The sequence below is a fragment of the Sphingomonas sp. BAUL-RG-20F-R05-02 genome (assembly GCF_022662305.1).
Classification (GTDB): domain Bacteria; phylum Pseudomonadota; class Alphaproteobacteria; order Sphingomonadales; family Sphingomonadaceae; genus Sphingomonas.
Genome location: NZ_JAKNQH010000017.1, coordinates 1 through 24,532, shown reverse-complemented (window position 1 = coordinate 24,532; position 24,532 = coordinate 1). Strand labels below are relative to the sequence as shown.

Genomic DNA, 24,532 nt, shown 5'->3' with positions numbered 1-24,532 from the left:
GACTATTCTCTTCGGACCATCTTGCGGTGATCCGGGCAGGTGATCCCTTCCTCCTGCTGAACCGTCCCGCGGACTTCGTCCGCGTGGGTGTCCACTGGTCGAACGTCGATGTGGATGTCGCCGGCGACGAGCCTCTGCTGGTGGCCGGGGAGGGGGCGACTCTGACGCTGACGTTACCGCCGCAGGCTATAGGCGAGCAGTCCTTCATGGGGGGCGTCTTGGCGGATGCGCGCCTCGCCGGTCCAAGCCGGCTCTCCTTCGCGCTGCCGGCCGGCACCCGCATCGCCCTGTCCGCGGAAGGTTTGCTTACCGGCATTTCGCAAGGCTTGCTGGTCGCAGCAGGCTCTGCCGACGATGCCACCGGCACGCGGCTCGAGGTCCCGGCAGGGCTGATCCTGACGGTCGACGCTGCGGACGGCGGCGCGGACGCTGCGACCGCCCCGATCGCCGGCGCGACCGACACGACCGGGCTGTGGCAGATCGAGTTGCACGGCGTGGATGGCCTGGTTCGGCTGCGACCGCTCGCTGCGCGTGATCTCGGCCTCAACGGAACGCTCGCGCTCACGTACGACGAGCGGCTCCGGATCGTCGGATCGGGCACCGGCGTGACGGGTACTCTCTCCATGGGCGCGTTGGGTGCTAGTCTCGATGCCGAACTGGCCAGCGACACCTTCCGCTGGTCGCATCACACCGCTCAGGGACGCGACCAGCGGGTCATGATCGAGTCCAAGGGGCTGCTCTATCCCCTCGGCCACCGCGCCCGCAGCGTGAGCATCAGCGAACGGACGATCGGCGACGAAGCGGGTGCCGCCGCGGCCATTCGGACCTTCCGGTACATCGTCGTCGACGAGCCGGTGCGTAGCACGCCTCGCGAAGATTTCCGCTTCGCGCAGGTCGAGATCCTGACCCGCAAGCTTGCCTATGCCGCCGAGGTAAACGTCACCCGGCGCCCCGTGCCCGAAATCGACCTTCCCGAAGAGCAGCAGCAGGCCGATTTCAGCAAGGAGGCCGAGGCGCTCCAGGCCCGCGGGGAGGAGATCAGTCAGGGCCTGAGCGCGCCGCTGGGCAACCTTTCCCTCGTTCTCGGCGATCCGAACGCGGCCGAATACGAGGAGCTGGGCGCGCAGATCGAGCAGTGGCAATCCGAACTCGACAATCCAACCGGCGACGAGGTTCCGAGCGGTGTTGCCGCAGTTAAGGCGGCGTTGGCGGCGGCATTGAAGCGCCAGCGCGAGATCTGGCCTTTGATCAAAGAGGCGATCGCCGACTTCAAGGCCGAAGCGGCAGGGATCGTCGATAGACTTCGAGCGATCGCTCGGGAGTCTGCGGACCTGAAGGCGCGCATCGAGGCGATCAAGCTAGTCCTCGCGAACCCGGCCGTGGTCGCGTTCTGGCCGGGTGACGTGAGCGGCGCCAGGCTGCCGTTCGATGTCCGGCTGGCCACGCCGCGCGGGGACCTGGTCGTCCGCATCCCCCTGATGTTCGTCAACGACGTCACGACCGTGGGCGATCTTCACTGGCCCGACTTCTCCTCGCTCACCGATCCCGGGATCGCGCGCACGCTCCGCTCGAAATGGCAGGGCGACGAGGCGGGCCACGTCGACCTCGCTGGCGGCGTGTCCTTCGACCTCGTGCAGGACGCCGCGCCGCTGCCCGGCGACGTTCATGAGATCCACAAGCTCGTCATCGAGGCGGTCGACGCGGTGGAGCAGTTCGCGCCGCGGATCGCAGGGATCGAAGCCAAGGTTGCCGCACTGCGTGCGCTGCTGCCAAACGAGGACAAGCTGATCTCGCTGGCCTACAACACCGCGGCGGACGCAGTGAAGTCACCGCTCGTCCCGACGCTTCCCATCGCGATCAACTTTCTCGCCCATGCCGATCGTGCCGGCGGCCTGGTTGCGCCTGTGTTCGGTGCGGACGCGCTGTCGCGAACCCTGGGACCGGTCGCCCGCTCGGTGCTGGACGAGGCCGAACTCCCCGACTTCGCTTCGCTCTACAAGGAGACCAGGCTGCTTGGACTTTCGCTGGGCGAGTTGATCGACTCCGCGCGCCAGGGCGTGACCATCCCCGGCGGTCCCACAATCGTTCCCGTGCTCGACGGCGTCAGGCCGATCGGCGTGCGTATGGAATGGCTGAAGCTGCCCCTCAAGGCCGCAGGCATCTTCCGTCCGCGCGTAGCGCGACCTCCCGCGACGGCGGGCTCATGCGAACTGGATCTCGAGGTGCGCGTCGTCGCGGAGGACAGCGTCACGACCGCGACGGTGCGTGAGTTCGCATTGGCGCTGCCTCCAACGGACACGGTCGTCACGCTCTCGTTCAAATCGCTCCGCATGGTTCAGGAGAAGGGCAGGCCGCCTGCGGTGCAGGTCGAGGGCTTCGACTTCGAACTCGAAGGCGCGTTGGCTCTGCTACGCACATTGCAGGAGGAGGTGCTCCGGTACTTCTCCGCCCGCAACCCCGGCATCGTAGTCCGTCGAACGCCGACCGGGATTGCAGCCGGCTATGCCTTCGTGCTGCCGGAGGTCGCTGCCGGCGTATTCCTGATGCGCAACATGGGCGTGTCGATCGACATAGACATCCCGTTCAACGGCGACGCCGTCAGGATCACACTCAGCTTTGCGCGGCCCGAGAATCCGTTCGTTCTCGCCGTGACGATCTTCGGCGGCGGTGGATACTTCCTCATCACCATGGGCAGCGGCGAGATTCAGGCGGTGGACCTGCTCCTTCAGTTCGGCGCCTTCGTCTCCGTCTCCTTCGTGATCGCCAAGGGAGAGGTCCACGCCTATGGCGCGGTCCAGCTCAAGGTCGGTCCGAACGGCTCGCAGTTCATGGCAACCCTGCGGCTTGGCGGCAGCATCGACGTGCTGGGCATCGTCTCCGTCGCGATCGAGCTGGTGCTGATGCTCGAGTACGATCCGGACGACAACATCCTGTCCGGCCGGGCTACTCTAGTGATCGAGATACACGTGCTGTTCTTCTCGCGATCCGTGAAGCTCGACAGCGGTGAATGGATCCTTGCCGGCAGCAAGAAGGCGGAACACCAGCGCCTGATTGCAGGTGGAGGGGACGAGCGTCTCGCACCGGGAGATGCCGAACGCGAGTGGCACAACTATTGGCAGGCGTTTTCCACATGGACAGCTTGATCTGGGCCGTCGTACCCGCCGGGCACGTTGCCGAAACCGGGGCGCTGCGCGCGCACGTGGTCGTCACGCCGCGGCTCGAATCCGCTACGCTCGCATCCGCCGGGATGGCATCATGGCCACCCGCCGAGCTGGCGACCGCGCGCATACGACTGCTGTTCGCGAAGGAGATCGGGGATGAGCCCGATTTCACTCCGGATGCCACACTGAAGCCGGAGGCGGAGCCGTCGCTATGGACGCGCTACTTTCCGCCTGACACGCCCATCCGCGCCGACAACGGACCCGAGATAATCGGTGAGGTGCTCGTCCAACCGGTCGGAGAGGATGGCGCGGCGGTGGAGGCGGTCTTCCACGCGGCTGTCGCCGCTGCGGCCGCTCCGAACGGCGAGCGTCTGATGGCAGGCGCCGATCCGCTCGTCGCCGCTCTTGAACGCAATGCTTTGTCGGTTCCGCTGCCTCCCCCGCCCCGGTTTCGCGCGGCTGCGGCACGAGAGGACGAGGTGCTGGACTTTCATGATCTGGTCGGCCTCCTGCGCGAACACCCGACAGTGCAGAAGGCGCTTGGGCTGATCCTCACCGTCGAGATCAGCGCTCCTCCGCCGGCACTGCTGGCGAGAGGCGGCGGGGTCGTGAGCGTCGAATGCACGGGCCTGCCCGCAGGTGTGCCGGCGATCATGTCGCCCTGGACAGCCTATGAGCTCAGCGGTGGCCGCTTCATGGCGATGTCCGGCGGCGCGATCGATGCGGGCATGGTGAAGATCGGCGACGCGGTCGTCGGAGACGGGCCTCCGCGGCCGGATGACGTGGAGCGGCTTGTCGAAGACGCGGCCGGCTGGCGCGTGCTGACCGTCGACGTAGACGCAGGCGTGGGCGCGCTGCGCGATCTGAGCGCCCGCATAGCCGCGGGAGCGGCCGACGACGCTGTCCCGGTCCTTCCGGCGTTGCGCTCGGGCGGGATCGCGCTCGCCAGGTTCGACATGGGCGCGGCTATGAATGTCCGCAACGCGCGGGTCCGGGCGGCCAATGCCAATCGGTTCGCGGCACCGTTGGATGCCGAGCACCTGCTTCTCGGCTACCGCCTGGACGTCAAGCGCGAGGGGGACGCATGGCGTTCGCTCAGTTCGCGTGAGGCGACGTATCTGATCGCGGGCGTGCCACTGGGCATTGGCACGCTCGTCGAGGAAGGTCACATCAAGGCCGGCGCGGCGCTCGACTACGGCGACGGCGTGCTCCGGACCGACGACATCGTCGCGCGCTGGACCGGCTGGAACCATTCCAGCCGACGTCCGAACTTCGTGGCGAGCGAGGTCGAAGCAGCGGAGCCCGACCCGATGCGACGGCTCGGCTGGAGCTTCGCCGCGGTGCCTGGTGCGCAGCCGCGGCTGCGCTTCGGCGCCAGCTACCGACTGCGACTGCGCGTCGCAGACATCGCCGGCGGCGGGTTGGCGCTCGATGATCCGCTTGCCGAGCGCCACGTCACCGGCGTCGTCTCCTACGGTCGCTACGAACCGGTCGGATCACCGCACCTGCTGCCCCCCGACGACGCGCCGGCCGCGCCGGGAGAGAGCGTCACCGATCTCGTCGTACGTAGCGACAGAGGTATGACCCCGGCCGAGTTCGCCGCCGCAAATCCCGCCTATCCGAAGATTGCCGAACGCATTATCGAGCCGCCGCGTGCGGCCATCGGAATGGCCGAACAGCACAAGATGCTGGACGACAAGACGGCGGAGCAGAGCTGGAAGATCATCGCCCCGGTCGTCACGGGCGATGATCCGGCGAGGGGCCTGGCTCTGCCGGACCCTGCCGCCAACGGGGTAGCGGGCTTCGCGATCGGACTGCCCGCGCCGGCGGTGCTCGCATGGCCGACATGGCCGGACGTCGTCGCCAAGCGGATCGTCGCCCAGGGAAGGGTGGATGCGCTCGAGCCCGAGCTGGGCTGGCGCGGGGACGATCTCGCCGTCGTGCTCGCGCAAGCCGCTGCGGTGACGGTGGAGCTTTCGTCCACGCTGCGTGAGACGTTCGAAGCGCACATGGCCGCTAAGTTGGACCTGGATCCGGCGGCGGCGGCTCTCGCGCGGGTCGGGCGCCACCCGGTCGTCACGCCGGCGATAACCATTCAGGTGACCCATGCTACGCGCAAGCCGCTGCGGGATCCGACAGGCGGCATCCTGTCGTCGCGGGAGGCGGGCGCGACACAGGCGGAGCTGATTCCGGAGCTGGATTTGTTCCAGCTAGATCCGGAGAGCACCGCGAAGGTGGAGATCGGCGCAGACTGGACCGAGCCGGACGATGCCGAGACTCGGGTCGTCGCGGCGCGCAGCCTCCGGGACGTCACCGTGGACCGAGGTGATCGCACCTTCTCGGAGCCGATCGTCCAGGAGTTCGGCGACACGCGCCACCGCATCGTCCGCTACACCGTGCGCGCGATCAGCCGCTTCCGGCACTGCTTCTTCGCCGACGAGCCCGACGAGTGGTTTGCCGCGGTCGGAGCGCCGGAATCGGTCTCAATACCGAACTCCGCTCGGCCGGCGGCGCTGAAGGTCCTTGCGGCTTACCCTGCGTTCCGCTGGACCTCCGAAACCGCAGGCGGGACGGTGACGCATGTACGCGAGGGTCTGCTGCGGGTCGCGTTGCAGCGGCCGTGGTTCGTCACCGGCGAGGGGGAGCGGCTCGCGGTCATCGTGCCTGCGGATGATGCACCAGCTCCGGAGGTGCAGCCGATTCTAAGCGAAGCGGGCCGCGATCCGATCTGGGCGACGGCTGCCACGAAGCGGTGGCCGACCGCCGACCAATTTCCGGTTGCGGCCGGCTCCGTCGCGGTGTTGACGCCACCGGGTTCATCGACGGCCGTCCAAGTTGTTCCGCATCAGCCGTTCTTCGACCCGGCGCAGGCGCGATGGTGCTGTGACATCGAAATCGCCGGATGGGCGGATGCGGGTTACGCGCCTCTCGTTCGTTTGGCGCTCGCTCGCTATCAGCCTGAGAGCCTGGACGGACTGATGCTGTCCGAGATCGCCCGGACGGACTTCGTCCCGCTGATGCCGCGCCGAACCGTGACTGTCACGAGGGCGGACGGACGGGCCGACGCAAGGCTTGATGGGACCGGGCCGGTCGGACCTGTGCCGAACACCGTGGAGTTCGTCGTGGAGGAGGCTAGCGGCGGCAAGTTGGACGCGGGCTTGCCGTCGATCCTGTCCGACGACGCGTCACTGCCCGGATGGCGTCAGGTGGGTGCCTCCCAGGAGGTCGCGCTAGGCGCAGCGGCATCGATGCCGCTGCCTGCGGGAGCCGGGCGGCGACGCATCCGCATCACCGAGATCGAACACGTGGCGCCTTCGCCGGCGGCTGACCAGGAGAGCCCGCTGCGATCGCGCGTCGTCTTCGTGGATCACGTTCCACTGGATTGATGGAAGGCCGTGACATGCGTGCGATCCAAGCCGATCATCGTACGGCCTTGGTCTACTTGTGATCCTATCGCGGCCATGTTGATCGTGCTGGCCAGATCGGGCGCGGCGTGGGCGAACAACTCTCATCCGCCGCACGACAAATTCCCGATTAGCGGTCGCGCTCGGCGCGTTTGCGGTCTGCCTTTCGCGCCCGGCTGATGGCCGCTGCGTGTTCTCGTGCGCGGCGTTCCGACGGCTTCTCGTAGTGGCGGCGCAGCTTCATCTCCCGGTGAACCCCCTCCCGCTGCAGCTTCTTCTTGAGGACGCGCAAGGCCGGGTCGACATTGTTGTCACGGACGATGATCTGCATAAGGCTGATTCAGATGGTGCGTCAGGGCAGTGGTTTGATCGTCAACATGTCGTAGGGTGCCGGCGTTCGCGGTGTTTCTGGCGGCGCGTCCAACAGCGCCTCCAAGCACGCGATTATCGGCCGAACCAAGGCCGCGGCGCTCGATTTAACCAAGCAGAGCATTCGCGTAAACGCGATCCTGCCAGGGAACATCGAGACGCCGATGATGGATCGCTTTACTAACGGCGACATCTAGAAGGCGAACGATCTTGAGCCCGTTGGCCGACTGGTAAACCAGAGGAGATTGCCGATGCAGTGCTTTGGATGAGTGCTGATCTGGGCGCGTTTGTCACCGGTGCGGCGATGTCCGTCGATGGGGCTGGTCGCCCCGATTTTTCATCTACACTGTGGTGGGCACTGGACCCGCCCGAGCTGGCCGCTTCTTGCCGAAACGCTTCGCTCGGCGAACTCGGCGTGAAAGACTGGTCTGTCGTAAATAGCGTCCTTCGATCGTGATGAGCAGCATCCCGATGCCGCCGCTCAAGCGAGGTGAACGCACCGCCGAAGTTGGGGATACGAAGAGAGGCTGCGAACTGCCGGATTGGGTCGGTCTCGAAACCGTAGCGACCCGAAACATAGCAGACGAGCCGATTTTTCCCGAATAGCTACGATCTGATATGAGGTGTCGTCAACCTCTGGGGGCCGTGTTCATGTTACCCACCGGCCCTGTCGCCAGTAGTGGTCGAGTGTCATGCAGCAGCGCCATGTCCAGATGCAGGACGCCGTCGTGATTAGAAATCATGTCAACGAAGTCATGATCGGGACGGATGTCCTGCCGCTGGTAACTGAAGCTGCCCATCGTCGCGCTGGCGAGAAGCGTGTCGGTGCCGCGAACCAACGCCGTGATCAGGAAGCGCTCGCCACTCTTAAAAGCTGCCATTAAAGGGCGAAGTTGTCAGATCCGCCTCAAACGCGCCTATCTCCGCAGCCTGTTAGAGCCCAATCGGGTTGCGCATTGTAAACGAGGCAACCCGGCGATTAAACAAATAAGATTGATTTTTTCTTAAATTGGTGAGACCCGCCGGTTGTTGGCCAAGATACGTTCACATGAGAAAACGCAGGTCACATCGTGAGGAGAGAATGTGAAGCACCTCCAGTTAGCATTTCTCGTGCCGCTTATGCTTTTCGCTGCGTTTCCTGTCGCGGCGCAGCAGAACGAACCGCTGGTCGAGCAGCGGCTCAAGATCGATTGGGCGTGGATGACGCGCTATCAAGCAGAGAATGCTGCGCTGAGCCGTGATCGCGCAGCCCCCCGCATCGTGTTCGTCGGGGACTCGATCACGCAGATGTGGCGCGACGCCAAGTCGGGCTTTTTCACAGACGGCCGCATCGATCGTGGGATCGGTGGACAGACCACGCCGCAGATGCTGGTCCGCTTCCGGCAAGATGTCATTGATCTTAGACCAGATGTCGTTCAGATCATGGCCGGCACCAACGATATCGCCAGCAATACTGGCCCGATGACGGACGAGCAGACCGAGGCCAATCTCCAGACAATGGTCGAGTTGGCGTATGCGCATCACATTCGGGTTATCCTCGCCTCGATCCCGCCCGCGTCGCATTTCGCATGGCGGCCAGGCTTGGAGGTGACGCACCGGATCGCGCGCATCAACGCGTGGATCAGGGCCTATGCCGCGCGCTCCGGCGCGATCTACGCCGATTACTGGTCGGTCCTGAACGACGGGCAGGGCGGTTTCCGGCCGGAATGGACGATCGATGGCGTTCACCCCAGTCCGGCGGGGTTCGACGTCATGGTGCCGGTAGCCATGGACGCGATCGCCCGGGCTCGGGCGCTTCACAACCCCCGGCCCACAGCCGACACCCGGCAGTGATCGCGATCCTTATCGCCGCGAGCCTCGCGGCATCGGCCGGTCCGCAGGTCGACACGACGCAAGGGCCTGTCGTCGGTACGCTGAGGGCGGACGGAACTCTCGCCTTTCGCGGCATCCCGTATGCGCGTCCACCCATTGGCAATCTACGCTGGAAGCCACCACAGTCGATGCGATGGCGCAGGCCACGAGCGGCGGTCGAGCCGGGCGCTCCTTGTCCCCAGAGCGACTACGGCGACTGGAACCACCACGATGCCCTATCAGGCCAGGAAGATTGTCTAACGCTTGAGGTGCGGACGCCGATGCTCTCGCCTTTAGCGCCATTGCCGGTCATGGTCTGGGTCCATGGTGGTGGAAACCGTGCCGGCAGCGGTGTGGGCGCCATCGAGTCCGGCATTGTGGCCAAGGGCTTCGTTCTCGTGGATTTCAACTACCGGCTTGGAACGCTCGGCTTCCTCTCCCACCCTGCGTTGAGCGCCGAGTCCCCAAGCCACGTCTCGGGCAATTACGGGTTGATGGATCAGCAGGCGGCGCTGCGCTGGATCAAGCGCAACATCGCGAGGTTCGGCGGTGATCCCGCTCGTATCACGTTGTTCGGTGAATCGGCGGGTGCGCAGGACATAGGTCTCCACCTGTTGATGCCGGCGAGCCGCGCGCTCTTCGCGCGCGCGATCGAGGAGAGCGGTGCGCCGGGCTTCGGCGTGCCGTCGCGGACACTTGGCGCCGCCGAAGTTCTTGGGGACCGTCTTGCTCATCTCGCCGGTGCCCCGCTTCACGCCGATGCCCGAACGCTGCGGACGTTGCCGGTCGCACGCCTACTGCGCGCCGCCGACGACATCCACGTTCCCGATCTCGGCGATGACAGTTTTATCTGGCTGCAGATGACGGTCGACGGGGCCGTCCTGCCTGCTTCACCGCAGCGTCTTCTGGCGCGATCGACCGACCGACGTCCACTCATCATCGGCACGAACTCCCAGGAGTTTGCCACAAGCGACATCTCGGCTGATCCGCGTGGCGTCATCAATCGATCGTTCGGAACGCGCGCGCCGCAGGTTCTCGCATATTACCAGTTGTCCGGGCGCGATCTGGCTTCGCCGCTCGCGATCACGACCGATCTGATCTTCCGTTGTCCGGCGGAGGTGATGGCTCGCGGCAGAACCGCAACGGGCGGAGCGGTTTGGCTCTACCGATTCGATCATGTCGGCGATTCAGGTAAACCCGTAGCGCACGGATCTGAAATCACGTCGGTCCTAGCGCCCGGCAGAGGCGGCGCGGCGCCCATGCAGACTTATTGGCTGAACTTCGCGCGCAGCGGCGACCCCAATGGGGCGTCGCTGCCCCGATGGAGCCGCTACCATGCCGACGCCCCTGTGCGGATGGTCTTCGGGCAAGATGTCGCCGACCCGCAGTCGGCGGCGGAGGATGTCGTCTGCCGGGACCGGACGCTGCCTTGACGACCTGCGTCCGCCGCGTAGCTTCGGGATCGATGCACGCGATGCTCCGGACCGTTGGCCAATCCACGATCGCGCTCCAAATAGGATGAAGAGATGAGAAGCCGTTCTGCGTCGGGCGCGCTGCCCGCCTTTGTCACCGTGACCTGCCTGTTTTTCGCCTGGGGTTTCATCACTTCCAACAACGATCCTCTGATCGCGGCACTGCGTGGCATCTACAGTCTCACCACCGCGGAAGCGATGTTGACACAGTTTGCCTTCTTCCTGGCTTATGGCGTCTTCTCGCTGCCCGCGGCTGCGGTGCTTGGAAGGCTTGGCCCAAGCCGAACGATCATGGCGGCGCTCGGCGTCATGATCGTCGGCTGTTTGATCGTGCTCGCGGCATCGGCCGCGCGGACGTACGTGCTGGTGCTCGTCGCCTTGTTCACGCTGGCCGCCGGCATCACCGCGCTGCAAGTCGCGGCCAATCCGCTGGCTGCCGCGCTTGGTAGGCCCGAGCGATCGGCGTTGCGGCTCACGCTGGCGCAGGCGTTCAACTCGGTGGGCGTGTGGCTTGGCGTGCACTTCGGCGCGACGCTTATGCTGTCGGGCGACGTCTTCAAGAACGGCGGCGCGACGATCACGGACGAAACCTCGCGGGCTGCCGGTCTCGCCGCGGTCGATCACGCGTTCCTGTTGATCGCGGCGTTCCTGCTCGTGCTGGTGCTCGTCATCTTCGTCATGCGGCACCGCATCGAGCAGGCGGTCCCGCGTGACCCTGCCGCGACGGCGGACGCCGCAGGATCGTCCGTGTTCGCCGCCCTGCGATCCGGCTGGGCGGTGGCCGGCGCGATCGCGATCTTCCTCTATGTCGGTTCGGAGGTGTCGATCGGCTCGATCATGATCAACTTCCTCAACCGCCCGGAGGTGCTTGGCATATCGCTGCTCGCCGCGGGCTCGCTGCTCGCCAACTACTACTGGGGCGGCGCCTTGATCGGTCGCTTCCTCGGCAGCGCGGTGATGGCGGTGACGCCCGCCCCGATCCTGCTGACGATCGTGGTCGCGATCAACGTGGTGTTGTCGGTGGCAGCTCTGACGCTCACGGGGCCGGCGGCTGCCTATTGTGCGCTTGCGATGGGCCTGTTCAACTCGGTCCAATTCCCCACTATCTTCTCGCTGACGCTCCAACGCTCGGCCGCGCCGTCTTCGGCAACCTCGGGTCTGCTGTGCGTCGCGATCGTCGGCGGTGCTGTCCTTCCCTGGATTGCCGGCAAGATCGCGGATGTGAGCGGGAGCTTCGGCAATGCGTTCATCGTACCGGCGGTCGGTTATGTCGGCATCCTGATCTTCGCGGTCGCCGCAGCGCGTGTGAAGGGTGCGGATGCTGCTCCGGTCGCGATGCCGAGCGGGCACTGACACCAGCGGAATCGGGCCTCGTCGTGTTCAGACGACCGAGGCCCGACTGCGAAAGGTCAGTCGATCTTCACGCTGCTCGGCTGCACGTTCCATCCGCGCACCTGGACAGCGGCGGGCTTGCCGGCGGCCTTCACGCCGTCCATCGTCCGGATCGTAATGCTGCGGCTCTCGCCCGGCAGCAGGTTGATGTAATTATCATCGTAGAACGCCGGCAACACCCGCTCGCCCTTGGCATCGACCAACGTCATCTTCGTGGCCAGCACGGGCACCGCACCCGCATTGGCGATGTCGATCACGGTGTCGACGCCGCTCTTCCGCGCCGTCGCGGTCAATGTCTGCGCCGCGAGCGTGTTGAGTCGGCGGTAACTGCTGTCGTCCTTGCCCTGCCAGTAGAAGTTGCGGCTCACCACTGCGCCATCCTTGCCGGTCAGCGTCAGTTCCACGAGCACCAGCCCATCCGTGTTGAGCAGCGGTTGGATCGCCAACGCGGGCAGTGTCGTCGTCCGGTTGGCGGGCGCGGACACCGTCTCGCTACGATCTAGCAGGGTGCGGTTGGTCAGGTCGACGACATGCGCCTTCAAGGTTAGGCCATTCGCCGGCATACGCGTCGTGTTGACGACCGCGAGCGCGAAGTCCGGCAGGTTCATCTGGACATGGATCGGCTCAGACGCTGCCTTCGTACCATAGTAAGCGGCCGATGTGTCGTAGTCGGAGCTGTAGATCTGCCAATGGTTGGATGGCCACGCCGGGTGGGTCATCCACAACATGCGGCCGCTGTTCTTGGTCCACAGATGGGCGTTGAAGCCCTCGAAGTTGGCGCGGTAGTCCACATAGTTCAGCATCTGCGCCTTGCGTTCGAAATCCTCGAGGCTGGTGGCTTGTCCTAGTTGAACGTCGAGAATCTTCATGAAGCTGCGCACGTCGCCGTTTCCGCCGATATGCCAGTCGTGGTAAGCGAGCGTATCGCTGATCGGCCACCGGTCCGCAGGTGGCACCATCGCCTTTATGGCTTCCAGCGTTGCAAGCGACGGCGTGCCGTTCTCCACCGAGAAGCCGGTGTCGAGATTGGTGAAGTACCCGACGGGGTTCTGCCAGCTATACGGCCCGCTGTTCTGCAAGCCGATCTGGTTCGAGCTGCCGGTGTAGTAGCGCGTACCGTCGAGTTTCGACACGAGCGCGTCCAGTCCTTCGTTGATGATCGGTTGGGGCACACCTTCGTTGCGGCCGAACCAGACCGCGATGGAAGGGTGATTGCGATAGCGGGCAATCACGTCTGCGGCATTCTTCAGGAACAGCTGCGGGTCCTGCGCCTCGTTCTGGAAGTTCTGCGTCGACTCCCAGAAGTCATTTAGGATCAGCATGCCATATTCATCTGCAAGATCGAAGAAACTGTCTTCGGTGTTCTGGCCGACCCAATTGCGGATAATGTTGACGTTTGCTTCCTTGTGAAGGCGAAAATATGGTTCAAGCCGCGCGCGCGAAATGCGCTTCATGAAATCGTCCATGCCCCAGTTGCCGCCACGGGCTGCGATCGGGACGCCGTTGACGAAGATCGTCAGGTGCGGCTCACGCATCAGCTTCGGAATATCACGAACGGCGGGCGAGATTTCACCTGCGGGCGTCAACGACTCCGCCCAGCCGTCGGGCGTCTCCTTGATGTCTTCGTGACGCAGGGCGACTAACTGCTCGCCACGCTCATGTGCCAGCGTCGGCTCGATCTCGACGCGGCGAAGCGTGCCCTTGCTGTCGAACAAGGACAGGCCGTAGCTCATCTCGCGCATGCCGAAGCGCAACGATTTCTGGTCGGACGGCTGGCCGTCCACCGCGGCGACCACGTTCAGGGTATAGAGGTTCTGCGGCCCATAGCCGTTCGGCCACCATAATTGCGGATTTGCCACCCTGAGCTGCGCGAAATCGGTCGGCGCGAAGCGGACCTCGCCCGCGCCGGGCGCCGCGACCACTTGCTTTGAGACGGATACGCCCTTGAAGCTCGCCGTGACGGTGGTGGGGACCGGCGTAGCGCCGTCATTGTGGATCGGCACCGTGATCGTCACTTCGGCGAGACCCAGATTAGGCAGAGGCAGTTTCGTCACCACCTGCGCATCGCCGATGCGGACGGCCCCGGTCTCGACCAGTTCGACTGGCTGCCAGAGACCAATGTTGCGATCACGCACGCCCGGGATCCAATCCCAGCCCTCGGTCGCGACGAAGGTCGGACCATCGAGCGCCATCTGGCCGCCGTTGTTCCCCGGCCCGGCAGCGATCGATTCCTCATGTGGTATGCCGGGGTGGGGAGGCGGCAGAATGTGGACCGCCACTGTGTTCCGCCCGGGCTGCAGCAGTGCGGAGACGTCGAAATCACCACGGATGAAAGCGCCGGTGACGCTCCCGACGTTTTTGCCGTTGACCCACACCTCGGCTGCGTAGTTGATGCCCTTGAGCAACAATCGGCGGTGTGTTGACGCGCTTCCCGCCGGGATGTCGAAATTCGTGCGGTACCAATAGTCCTGCCGCGCCAGTTGTTCCGGTATCGCCATATTGTTCAGCCCGTACGACGGATCCGGATAGACGCCGCGATCCACGAGGGTCGTCAGCACTGTCCCGGGAACGGTGGCGTCAAACCACTTGGAGCTGTCGAAGGCGTTGGCGCTGATGGTGGCGGCGTTCGCCTTGACGTCGGGCCCGATGCCCAGCTTCCAGCCGCCCAGCCGCCAATGCCCGTCGGCGAGCTTGGTGAGCGGGGCCGTGTCGACCGCGGGAACTACGACGGGCGCTGACGGTCCCGTCTTTCCGGTCGGCAGCGTGGCGGGATCCTGCGGCTGGAACATTCCGCGCCATTGCCTTTCCTGCCATTCCCAGCCTTGACCCGGCCGGATGAAGGGGGTCAGCTCCGCGTCGGGCTTCCGCCCTGCGGTCGCGGCCAGGTCTGCAGCCGTCAGCACTGAGGGGAGGATCGTCAATCCGGCGATCTTCCCGCCGAAGTGCGCTTGGCCCGGGACCACAGGAGCGATCGCGACGTTCGGAGCCACGCCTTCGACCGACATCACGCGGCTCGCCATCATGCGCCCACCGACGAAAAGGCTGACACGTCGACCATCCGCAACCAGCGCGATCGCTGTCCACTGACCTGCCGCGATGGCGGCGGTCGCACGAAGTGAAGCGTTGCCGGATCGGAACACGAGATGACCGTTCTCGAGACCGAGGCTCCGACAAGCGCCCGCAGGATCGCCGATTACGACCAGTGGCGCGAAGTCCGAGCTAAGACTGTCCGGCGAAATCGAACCGGAGATCGAGAAGTTCCCCTCGCTCGCGGCTTTCGCCGCCGAGGCGGTCAACGGATATGTCGCGCCGACGCCGCCCTGAAGGATCGCGAGATTGTAGGGTCCTCGGCCGTCGACGATCGAGGGTTGCGCCAGGTCGGCCGCCTCCAGACCGTAGATCGGCATCGCACAAGTTATGAGTGCGGCGATCAGGCTGATCCGCCGCCGGCCTCCGATGATGGTCATGGTACTCTCCCGTGCGTTCTCGTACTGGTTACGCCGTCGCCGTGCGCATCGCGGTACCTTAGCCAAAAAATACTTCTTTCAATCTTCTTTTTTTTAAATGAAGTGATTGCAACGGTCTTCCGGGTTTCTCCAGGCGCCCTAGTTGGCGAGGAGGCGGAATCCTGGGGGATGAGCCTAGATGTTGGTGCGAGGGTTTGATGCTGGAAGCGAAGTCGGCGATTGCGGAGCCAGGCCTGCTCAGGTGTGTTCGATGAGCGGGCGAGAACCGGTGCTCCTCGCCGGGGTGGAGATGGGCGGGACGAAGTGCGTGTGCATACTTGCCAGCGGTCCCGACGAGGTGGTTTCCAAGCGGGTGATCCCGACTACGACGCCTGAAGCGACGCTGGCAGGCATCGAGCAGGTCCTCGATGAATGGCAACAGGACCATGGCTTCAAGGCACTGGGTCTGGCCTGTTTCGGGCCGATCGCATTGCATCCCGAGGCGCCCAATTACGGCTTCATCACTGCCACGACCAAGCGTGGCTGGAGGAACACCGATGTAGCACCGCGTCTGAGGCGTCGGTACGACGTGCCGATCTCCATTGATACGGACGTTTCCGGTGCCGCGCTTGCGGAGTCCCGCTGGGGCGGTGCGCGCGGCCTCTCGACGTATGCATACATCACGGTGGGCACGGGCGTCGGAGCGGGGATCATCGTCAACGGCCGGCCTGTCGCCGGTCTCGGGCATGCGGAGGCGGGCCACATGCGGATCCCGCGCTTCCCCGGAGACGATTGGGAAGGCTCGTGCCTCTATCATGGCGACTGCGTCGAGGGACTAGCTTCCGGGTACGCAGTGGAATGTCGGACCGGCGAAACTGGAGCTTCGCTGGCACCCGATCATCCGGTGTGGCCGATGGTCGCTCATGCTATTGCAGGTCTGTGCCATAACCTCGTCATGGGCTCGGTCCCGGAGCGTATCTTCATCGGCGGTGGGGTCGTCAGCAAGCAGCCTCACCTGCTTGCCACCATCAGGCAGATGCTCGTTGAAAGTTTGTCTGGTTATGGTGAGGCGGTCCTGATCGCATCGAAGGTCGATGAATACGTCGTGCCGCCGGCGCTAGGCGACGAGGCGGGCCCGCTAGGAGCGATTGCGCTAGCTCTCGACGCCGCATCATGATCGTGAACGCCGCGCTCTTTCATCTCGGCGGGAGGACGGGCAGGGGTCCGCGTCGAGGCGGATCGACCGCTGGAATCTGACGCGGGAAAGCAGCGGCGGGCTCAACCTCGTAGCTGAATTTCGACCGGATCGTCACCGGAACCGTCTCGTCAAGCTGGGCACGCTGAGCAACGATGGCTTGGTGGTGGCCGTACCGATCTCGGAGACGTTAGGGGCAGCGTCAAGCGTTTGGCAGCAGATGGTCGTTCCGCTGCAACGTTTTGCGAGACAGGACATCGACATGGCGCATGTCACTGCGCCTTTCCGTGATTGCGATCGATGAACGCTCGCCTTGTCGATCTCCGAAGTGAAGATCGAATCCGCTTCGATACCGATGACGGAGTGTGGAGATTGACGGGGCTGATCGGCGATGTTGGCGATAGACCGTGTTACGCAAGCCGCGCCTGAAGGCGGCTCGCAGCCAGGCGCCGCGTTACGATCGGCATTGAAAGCTCTCGATGCGACTCTCGTCGCCGCCTAGGTAGAAGGGATACGTCGGATACGGGCAGAGCGGACGTTCCGCAGGCGTCGGTGCCTTCCGTCGTGCCGGGATGGAGCCGGGTGCCTTGTCCGCTTCGACCCAGTCGTCCAATGCTGTGAGGAGGTCGAACTGGTCGAAGGTGTTCGCACCGCCGCCGCAGTGACCTGCGCCGGGAACCATGTAGAGCCGCGATGAGTCGAGGAAGCGCTTGCCGTTGGCAGCCGCGGCTCGCTCGTAGTAGTCCAGCGTGTCGTTGGCCGAGAACCAGGGGTCGCTCACCCCATGATACCAGATGATCTTACCCCCGGGATCGAGGAAGGTGGACAGGTTCGTCCAGGTGTAGGTGTCGGTCAGCGTCTGCATCGCGTCGGCGCGGACCCCTCCTAGGCGAGCGTCGAGATCGATGCTCGTCGAAGCGTTCGGCGGCCCGAGCGGGCTTGGCAGACCGCTCGTCAGGATGCCAGGGATTCCACCAGCATCGGCGACGATACCCATGTCCTAGGGAAATGCGGGGTAGATCTGTGCGCCCGCCGCATCCTTGGCCGGCGTGAACGCGGCCACCAGAGCCTGGACCTGAACTGCCGTCAGGCAGTCGACTGTCTTCCCGCCGATGCAGGCGATCCGCGCCGGACGGAACATGCATGCGCCTGCCTTCGCGATCACGCCATCCTTGAGCCCATCCTGGCCGTCACAGTCCGCCAGGATTGATTTGAGGATGAGCGACCTGTCTGCCTGTGAGAACAGCGCCGTCGGCCGGCCGGCAGCGTCCTTGGCGGCGGCGCGGTTGAAAATGGCGGTGATGTTGGCCGCTGCGATGTTCGAGACCTCCGTGCGCATCGCTGGCGCGCCGGCGACGATCCCGTCGAACAGGTCCGGGTAGCGTTGTGACGCCAACATCGCCTCGCGCCCGCCAGTGGAGCAGCCGATAAGGTAGCTGCGCTTCGCAGCCCGACCATAGTGGCTGCGCACGATCGCCTTGGCCGCCAAGGTGGTCGTCCCGACGGAGAAGTGAGCGAAATCCAAGGCGGCCTGCTGGTCTGCCTTGAAAGATGGATCGAAGCCACCCACGCCTTTGTGTCCGCTGTCGGTGGAAACGACTGCGAAGCCGCGTGCAAGCGCAGGCCGCCCGCCGGACACCTGTTCGCCGATCGGGGGATTTATGACGCCGTTGAGACCGCCACCCGCCTGAAACAGCAGGCGTCCGTTCCAATCGTCGGGCAATGCCACCTCAAAGCCGATGCCATAGGTCTTGCCGTTGACGCCGCGACGCTCGTTTATGATGCCCGACATGCGGTAATATGCCGGCAAGGCCGATGGTGATGAGGCGTTCGGCACTGCGGAGGAAGCAGGAATGTGGTCTGCCTTGGTGATGCGCACGCCTGCGGGATACGTGCCTGAAGGGGACGCTTCAGGGGTGCAGGGCGGGGCGGCAGCATGTGCCGCCGTGGCGCTGGCCAGCAGGATGGTGGCTAATGCAACCCGTGCCATTTGCGTCTTAAACATGCTTCATCACCTCCACACGAGTTCCTCTGGCTTGTACTTGCTCGAAGCAAGATGCTTGGGTTGGATCCCGCATCGAAATGTTCGCATGACGTGGCTGCTCCAGCGGATCATGAAGACCGGGCCTGTCACCCCCGAGTCCCACCTCCGCTTCTATCGTCGCAGGCCGCGCACCGCTCGCCGTTTCGCGGATCAACGTTCCACGCTGCCGAGACAGCGAGGACAAGCGTTGCGGCAGGCGCGATGCTGATCAATCACGATTTCAGCCTGACCATGACCACACCGTGCGGCGCGACCTCTGCGTCGTACCGTCCGGAGAACTGGCCGAGATTCTTCTTCGTCCAGAGATCGCGCGCCTGCATCTGCAGCCTGCCAGGAAGCCCCATGGCGGTCCACTCCGCGCTGATCCGGGCCGGCGTCGCACCCCGGTTCCACAGCAGCAGGGTACGCCCCCCGTCAACCATTGGCTTGGACCACACTTCCAGATCGCCCTGTTTAGAAACCCGGTGTCCCTGCTTTCCAAGCGGATCCTGATCCACCGCGATCACGTCCCGGTTCAGCAGGATGTCGCGGGTCGACCGGTTCATTTTTGCCAAATCGTTGCCAGCGATTAGAGGTGCAGCCATCATCGCCCACAGGGAGAAGTGAGAACGGTATTCGACCTCGGTCATTCCCCCGTTGCCAACCTCGAGCATGTCCGGATCGTTCCAATGGCCCGGGCCTGCGTAGGGCCAATGGGGTTCGTTCATATCGACGATCGAGGCCACGCCCCAGCTGTAGTTGTATTTGCCTTGCCACTTGTCAGTGATGTCGCCGGTTGTACGCCAGAGGTTGCCAATCTTGCTCGCCCACAGCCAGGGCATGGAATTGCCCCATTCGCACATCGAGAAGACGATCGGACGACCGGATGCTTTCAACGCGTCGGCCATCACCGCATATGCCTCTTCCGCATTTCGGGTGCCCGTAGAACACCAGTCGTACTTCAGATAATCGACCCCCCAGCGCCCGTATTGGAGCGCGTCTTGGAACTCATGCCCCTGACTACCCGGCCTGCCGCCGCAGGTCTTAGTCCCGGCGTCCGAATAGATGCCGAACTTCAGTCCCTTGGAATGGATGTAGTCGCCTAGCGTCTTCAACCCGGAGGGAAATCGCGTCCGATCCTCGGTTATGAAGCCGTTCGCATCGCGCGAGCCATGCCAGCAGTCGTCGATGACGACGTACTCGTATCCTGCCTCTTTCATCCCGTTCGAGGCGATTACGTCCGCCGTGTCACGGACCACCTTCTCGTTGACGCGGCAGGCGAACTTGTTCCAGCTATTCCACCCCATCGGGGGCGTCTGGGCGAGGCCGTTGGCTTGACGTTTCGGATCCTTGGAGGGGGCAAGCGTGTTCGGATCGGGATCAAGAACCTCCTGCCCAACCACAGGCATGCCTGCCGTCAGCAGCGCAAGGGAGCAGATGGCGTTTAGAAGATGTTTGCGCATGGACGTTCTCTCACTTGGGTGTTGTATCGCCCGCAAGGATGCGAACGGCGGATTTGATGGGGTCATGCATCGGCGCGAGGGCCGCGCACGCGCATCACGCGTTGCTTGTGGGTAACGGCTGTCTGAAGATCTGCTGCAACGAGGCTCGATCCGACGGGAGAAGTCTGGGTCTGAGCAGCACCGAAGTGACACCCCCGCCATCGACCACGCCGATGCCGTCGAACCGTTTGCTTCCCGCGTGGCCATCGAGAACGATCTGCTGGTCGTTCGTGCTCGATCCGCTTGTAGGGGACCTGCGCCATCGTCGAGACCGGAAGGCCCGACAGCGCAAAGAAGATGACCTGATGCAGCTTGCCCATAATCTCTCTCCTGAATTTTTAATGAAGCGTAAATGCGTTCAGCGCCGCGACACCAGCTCATCCGCTCAAGCGGTCAACCGGCGCTAGGCGCACCCTCGGGTGCGAGCAAATCCATCGCAGCTCGGTAACAAAATCGGCCTCGATGTTCCGATCTTAGGCAGTCGCTGGCGTAGGGCTCCACTTAGTCAGCATCTCCGACACCGCGTAACGTGATTTTCCAGCGGAATGAACACCCCATTGAAAAAAATTAAAGAATTTTATTGAATATATTTAGATGCTCGTGTTCTCTGGTCGAAACAGTGTAACATGGAGGGAACAGCATGGGCTTACGAAGCGGGCATGCCCGAAGAAGGGCTACGACGCTGGTCGCCGTCGCAACGGCCTTGTTGATTGCGGCGCCCGCCCTTGCCGAGAGCGTAGTGCTCACTTCCCCTGATGGCCGGGCAGCCGTGGTAGTCGAGGATGGGACCGGCGATCCTACCTATCGGATTAGCTGGCGTGGCTCGGCGGTGCTGGCACAGTCCAAACTTGGCTTCACGCTCGAGCAGAACGGCAGCATCGGTCCTGGTATGCGGATCCTCGCGGTGCGTCGGCGCGAGGGAGTGGACCGCTACGTTCTGCCGATGGGCAGCCGCTCGGAGGTCGAAGACCGTTACCGCGAGGCTTCCATCGACCTTGCCGAGCCGAGCGGAAGCGGTCGGCAGATGACCCTGGTGATGCGCGCCTACAACGGGGGCGCCGCGTTTCGCTACCGGATCGCCAAACAGCCTGGGCTGACCCAGCTGCGTCTTGCAGGTGAGCAGACCGAATTCGCCTTTCCGTCAGCCTACGACTGCACGGGCTTCAACGTCGGACACTTTGGCAGCAGCCATGAAGGTGAGTTCGACTCCTTCAACGCCGCAAGTATCCGCGGCCACACGCTATTCGATCTGCCGCTGATGTGCCGCGCGGAGAAGGGCAGCTTTGCGATCACGGAGGCGAACCTCCATGATTATGCGGGCATGTACCTGGCAGGACGTGGCACGGGCGAGTTAGGAGTCGCCGTCAGCATGGCGCCGCATCCGGACGACAAGTGGGTGGCGGTTACGGCTGATCTGACGAAGGGAGCGCTGGAGACACCGTGGCGTGTCGTCCTGATGGGCGACTCGCCTGGAGAAATCGTACCCTCGACGATCGTCACCAGCCTGAACCCCGCGCCTGCGGGCGATTTCAGCTGGGTGAAGCCGGGCAAGTACGCATGGGACTGGTGGAACGGCCCGACGCTGGCCGGGGTGGCTCATGCCGGCATGAATGACGAGACCATCCGAAGCTTCATCAACTTCGCCGCCGACGCGCACTTGCCGTACATGATGGTCGATGACGGTTGGTACGTGAACAGTGGCACCGCAGGTCAGGTCCTCGCCGGCGCCGATGCCACGCGGGTGATCCCGGGCTTCGATCTGCCTGGTCTCGTCGACTACGCCCGCACCCGTGGAGTCCGGCTGATCGTCTGGATCAACTGGCAGTTGCTCGACCGCGACATGGAGCGCGTTCTGTCCAGCGTCGAGCGGATGGGCGTGGCGGGGATCAAGGTCGACTTCATGGACCGCGACGATCAAGCGATGGTCGCCTTCCATGACCGGCTGATCTCCGCCACCGCGCGGCACCACCTGCTGCTTGACCTGCACGGCGCGTTCGTGCCGCGCGGCACGGTGCGGACCTGGCCCAACTATATCACCCAGGAAGGCGTAATGGGCGCCGAATACAACAAGTGGTCGCGGCGGGTGACCGCTCGTCACAACATCGCGCTCGCCTTCACCCGTGCGATGCTCGGCCCTGCCGATTACACGCCTGGCGGCTTCCGCAACATGACCCCGGAGACGTTCGTTCCAACCAACGCGCCGCCCCAGGTGCAGACGACCCGCGGCCAGGCCCTCGCGCTCTACGTGGCATTCCTCAGCCCGCTCGGCGGTGTAGCTGACACTCCGGACGTGTATCGCAAGCCCGGGGGCGGCTGGGAGGACGGGTTCGACTTCATTCAGGAGGTGCCAACCCAATGGGACGAGACGCGCGTCCTGTCCGGTGCACCGGGCGAAAGCATCGTCATCGCGCGGCGCAAGGGCCAGAGCTGGTATCTCGGCGCGATGACCGATGCGGCGCGCACCGTGACCGTGCCGCTCGATTTTCTCGGCCCGGGTGCGCATCCTGCGCGGATCTGGGCCGATGGCGCGACGCCGGCCGCTCTCGCCATTTCTGAACGTGACGTATCGCGTGACGACGCGCTGACGTTGCGCCTGTCACGCGCTGGGGGCGCGGCGGTGCGGATCGGCGCGGCACGATGACCGGCGGGCGGGGTCTGCTTGGTGCCAGCATCGCGACCGCAGCGCTGGCAGGGCTGCTGTTCGGCTTCGACACGGCGGTGATCGCGGGTGTGACCGCCGATCTCACCCGGTTGTTCCGGCTGACGCCCGAGACCCTCGGCGTGACCGTGTCGGCGGCCTTGTGGGGCACGCTTGTCGGCGCGGTCGGCGCCGGGGCGCCAGGCGACCGGTACGGAAGTCGCACCGTGCTTCGCCTGCTCGCCTTCTTCTATCTTCTGGCGGGCCTTGGCTGCGCTCTGGCCTCGAACTGGCCACTCTTCCTGCTGTTCCGCTTCGCCTGTGGGTTGGCAATCGGCGGCTCGTCCGTTCTCGCTCCGGTCTACATCGCCGAGATCGCGCCACCTGCTAGGCGTGGAATGCTCGTAGGGCTGTTCCAGTGGATGATCGTGCTCGGCATCCTGTTCGCCTATCTGAGCAATGCGATTGTCGGCGGCCTCGTGGCGAGCGGCATCGCGTGGCGCTGGAAGCTCGGAGTGACGGCGGCGCCGGCGCTGATCCTGCTCCTTCTGCTGTTCCGCATCCCCGACAGTCCACGCTGGCTTGCCGCGAAGGGACGGGAACGAGAGGCGGCTGACGTACTGACCCGGATCGGCGTCTCCCGCTCGCAAGCCGACGCTGAGATCGCAGCGGCGCGCTCTGCTGGCGCTGCCGGTGGCGAGCGACTCTCGTGGTCGCGCCATCGTCGTCCGATCGTGCTCGCGATCTTGGTGGCAGCGTTCAACCAGCTCGCTGGTATCAATGCGGTGCTGTACTATCTGAACGACATCTTTGCTCGGGCGGGCAGCCTGTCGCCCGACCGACAGGCGGTGCTGATCGGGCTCGCCAATCTCGTTTTCACAATGCTTGGCATGGTGCTGATCGACCGCGTCGGGCGCCGGACCCTGTTAATGGCGGGTGCGGCGGGCATGGTGGCGTGTCACGCCGCGGCGGCCGCAGTGATGTACGGGGCACTGGCCAGAGGCTGGCTGCTGCCGGCCCTGATCGGCTTCATCGCGTTCTTCGCAACGAGTCAGGGAGCGGTGATCTGGGTCTATCTTTCGGAGATCTTCCCGACTCCGGTCCGTGCGAGGGGCAGCGGACTGGGCGCAAGCACGCATTGGCTGATGAACGCGGTGATCGCCCAGATATTCCCGATCCTCGTCGTTCACTCCGCCGGGCTGCCGTTCGCGATCTTCGCGGGTGCGATGGCGGTGCAGCTGCTGGTCGTGTGGCGGTTCTTCCCGGAGACCAAACAGCTCAAGCTGGACGATCTCGGAGCGCGGATGGAGGCGACTTGAGGTCACCTTCGAATGCGTGCGTGAGTCGCTGAAGGCGCGGCTCGGTGCTCGGCCAATGTTGTTCCATGGGAATAGGTGAGACCAGATCGTTCCATCAGGAACTCTGACGATGTTCACTCGGCGGGAAGTGGTTGCGGGCGCGACGACGTTGGCTTTGTCAGGGCCCGCGAAGGCTGTCACCGGGGCTCGTAGGCTGAGCAACCCGCATGCTTCGGCGGAAGCGCGGTCGCTATACGCATACCTATGGTCGATCTACGGTCGCCGCACTTTAACCGGTCAGCAAGAGTGCCCGGCGCCGCCGAGAACCGAGTTTGATTATCTGGTGGGGGCTACTGGCAGGAAGCCCGCGCTGCTCGACCTTGATTGCATTGATCCCGCCGAATGGCGGGGCGTTGCTCAACGTGCGATTGACTGACATCGCGCCGGTGGTTTCGTGCCGCTGTGTTGGCATTGGGGCGCGCCCGATATCGGCACAGGCTATGAGAATTCCAAACCGCGTTTCGACGTGGACGCGGCGCTTACCCCGGGCACGCCGCAGCATCGGCTCATGACGTCTCAGATGGCAGAGATCGCCGGGCAACTGGCGATCCTCCGTGATGCACGCGTCCCTGTGCTATGGCGACCTTTCCATGAATTCAGCGGAGACTGGTTCTGGTGGGGAAAGCATGGTCCCGCAGGGTTTCGTAGGCTCTGGGCGATGATGTACGACGACTTCACGCACAGATGCCGGCTCGATAACTTGATCTGGGTTGCCGGGTGG

Annotated in this window: 16 protein-coding genes and 1 pseudogene; 11 read left to right on the top strand and 6 right to left on the bottom strand. The window is 64.4% G+C overall.

Annotated features, from left to right (window positions below):
• Nucleotides 1–26 precede the first annotated feature (26 nt).
• Both L8F97_RS19485 and L8F97_RS19480 read left to right on the top strand, forming a co-directional pair.
• Nucleotides 27–3,143 carry a hypothetical protein gene (locus tag L8F97_RS19485; protein WP_242154011.1) on the top strand — a complete coding sequence of 1,039 codons (3,117 nt, stop codon included), beginning with the start codon at nucleotides 27–29 and terminating at the stop codon, nucleotides 3,141–3,143.
• Nucleotides 3,131–6,547 carry a hypothetical protein gene (locus tag L8F97_RS19480; protein ID WP_242154009.1) on the top strand — a complete coding sequence of 1,139 codons (3,417 nt, stop codon included), beginning with the start codon at nucleotides 3,131–3,133 and terminating at the stop codon, nucleotides 6,545–6,547. Before L8F97_RS19485 ends, L8F97_RS19480 begins: the two co-directional genes overlap by 13 nt.
• 148 nt (nucleotides 6,548–6,695) lie before the next feature.
• On the opposite strand, the gene rpsU is transcribed toward L8F97_RS19480, so the two are convergent.
• Nucleotides 6,696–6,896, bottom strand: a complete 201-nt coding sequence (gene rpsU / locus L8F97_RS19475) for a 30S ribosomal protein S21 (protein WP_242154007.1) — start codon at nucleotides 6,894–6,896, stop codon at nucleotides 6,696–6,698.
• A gap of 112 nt (nucleotides 6,897–7,008) precedes the next feature.
• Here rpsU and L8F97_RS23005 point away from each other — a divergent pair, with 112 nt between their 5' ends.
• Nucleotides 7,009–7,131, top strand: coding sequence for an SDR family oxidoreductase (locus L8F97_RS23005; RefSeq protein WP_409929066.1), 123 nt, complete (start codon nucleotides 7,009–7,011; stop codon nucleotides 7,129–7,131).
• 432 nt (nucleotides 7,132–7,563) lie between these two features.
• Here L8F97_RS23005 and L8F97_RS19470 read toward each other — a convergent pair whose 3' ends face one another.
• A complete protein-coding gene (locus L8F97_RS19470; protein WP_242154004.1) occupies nucleotides 7,564–7,815 on the bottom strand; it encodes a hypothetical protein in 252 nt (83 codons plus the stop codon).
• A gap of 238 nt (nucleotides 7,816–8,053) precedes the next feature.
• On the opposite strand from L8F97_RS19470, the gene L8F97_RS19465 reads away from it, so the two are divergent.
• The 3 genes from L8F97_RS19465 (at nucleotide 8,054) to gluP (ending at nucleotide 11,610) form a co-directional block, all read left to right on the top strand.
• Nucleotides 8,054–8,767: a GDSL-type esterase/lipase family protein gene (locus L8F97_RS19465; RefSeq protein WP_242154056.1), complete on the top strand. Its 714-nt coding sequence runs from the start codon at nucleotides 8,054–8,056 to the stop codon at nucleotides 8,765–8,767.
• Entirely contained in the window at nucleotides 8,764–10,218 is a 1,455-nt protein-coding gene (locus L8F97_RS22890) for a carboxylesterase/lipase family protein (RefSeq protein WP_242154002.1), read from the top strand. Before L8F97_RS19465 ends, L8F97_RS22890 begins: the two co-directional genes overlap by 4 nt.
• A gap of 93 nt (nucleotides 10,219–10,311) precedes the next feature.
• Entirely contained in the window at nucleotides 10,312–11,610 is a 1,299-nt protein-coding gene (gene gluP, locus L8F97_RS19455; RefSeq protein ID WP_242154000.1) for a glucose/galactose MFS transporter, read from the top strand.
• A 56-nt stretch (nucleotides 11,611–11,666) separates the two neighbouring features.
• Here the strand turns inward: gluP and L8F97_RS19450 are convergent, their stop codons facing one another.
• On the bottom strand, nucleotides 11,667–15,116 hold the full coding sequence (locus tag L8F97_RS19450) for a glycosyl hydrolase 2 galactose-binding domain-containing protein (RefSeq protein ID WP_242153998.1): 3,450 nt from the start codon (nucleotides 15,114–15,116) through the stop codon (nucleotides 11,667–11,669).
• Between the two features lie 250 nt (nucleotides 15,117–15,366).
• On the opposite strand from L8F97_RS19450, the gene L8F97_RS19445 reads away from it, so the two are divergent.
• The gene (locus tag L8F97_RS19445) at nucleotides 15,367–16,272 is read left to right on the top strand and encodes an ROK family protein (protein WP_242153996.1); all 906 of its coding nucleotides are present in this window, start codon (nucleotides 15,367–15,369) and stop codon (nucleotides 16,270–16,272) included.
• Between the two features lie 61 nt (nucleotides 16,273–16,333).
• Complete coding sequence (locus tag L8F97_RS23000) at nucleotides 16,334–16,594, top strand: putative glycoside hydrolase (protein ID WP_409929065.1); 261 nt, start codon at nucleotides 16,334–16,336, stop codon at nucleotides 16,592–16,594.
• Nucleotides 16,595–16,744: 150 nt separating this feature from the next.
• Here the strand turns inward: L8F97_RS23000 and L8F97_RS19440 are convergent, their stop codons facing one another.
• From L8F97_RS19440 to L8F97_RS19430, 3 genes are all read right to left on the bottom strand, one after another.
• Nucleotides 16,745–17,287 carry a tannase/feruloyl esterase family alpha/beta hydrolase gene (locus L8F97_RS19440; protein WP_242153994.1) on the bottom strand — a complete coding sequence of 181 codons (543 nt, stop codon included), beginning with the start codon at nucleotides 17,285–17,287 and terminating at the stop codon, nucleotides 16,745–16,747.
• A 3-nt stretch (nucleotides 17,288–17,290) separates the two neighbouring features.
• Nucleotides 17,291–18,295, bottom strand: a complete 1,005-nt coding sequence (locus L8F97_RS19435; protein ID WP_242153992.1) for a tannase/feruloyl esterase family alpha/beta hydrolase — start codon at nucleotides 18,293–18,295, stop codon at nucleotides 17,291–17,293.
• A gap of 251 nt (nucleotides 18,296–18,546) precedes the next feature.
• The gene (locus L8F97_RS19430) at nucleotides 18,547–19,776 is read right to left on the bottom strand and encodes a glycoside hydrolase family 27 protein (protein ID WP_242153989.1); all 1,230 of its coding nucleotides are present in this window, start codon (nucleotides 19,774–19,776) and stop codon (nucleotides 18,547–18,549) included.
• Between the two features lie 679 nt (nucleotides 19,777–20,455).
• Here L8F97_RS19430 and L8F97_RS19425 point away from each other — a divergent pair.
• From L8F97_RS19425 to L8F97_RS19415, 3 genes and pseudogenes are all read left to right on the top strand, one after another.
• Nucleotides 20,456–22,456, top strand: a complete 2,001-nt coding sequence (locus L8F97_RS19425) for a glycoside hydrolase family 97 protein (RefSeq protein ID WP_242153988.1) — start codon at nucleotides 20,456–20,458, stop codon at nucleotides 22,454–22,456.
• Nucleotides 22,453–23,772: a sugar porter family MFS transporter gene (locus L8F97_RS19420; protein ID WP_242153985.1), complete on the top strand. Its 1,320-nt coding sequence runs from the start codon at nucleotides 22,453–22,455 to the stop codon at nucleotides 23,770–23,772. The genes L8F97_RS19425 and L8F97_RS19420 overlap by 4 nt, the downstream gene beginning before the upstream one ends.
• Nucleotides 23,773–24,202: 430 nt before the next feature.
• Nucleotides 24,203–24,532: pseudogene (locus L8F97_RS19415) on the top strand (glycosyl hydrolase); the annotation flags it as partial.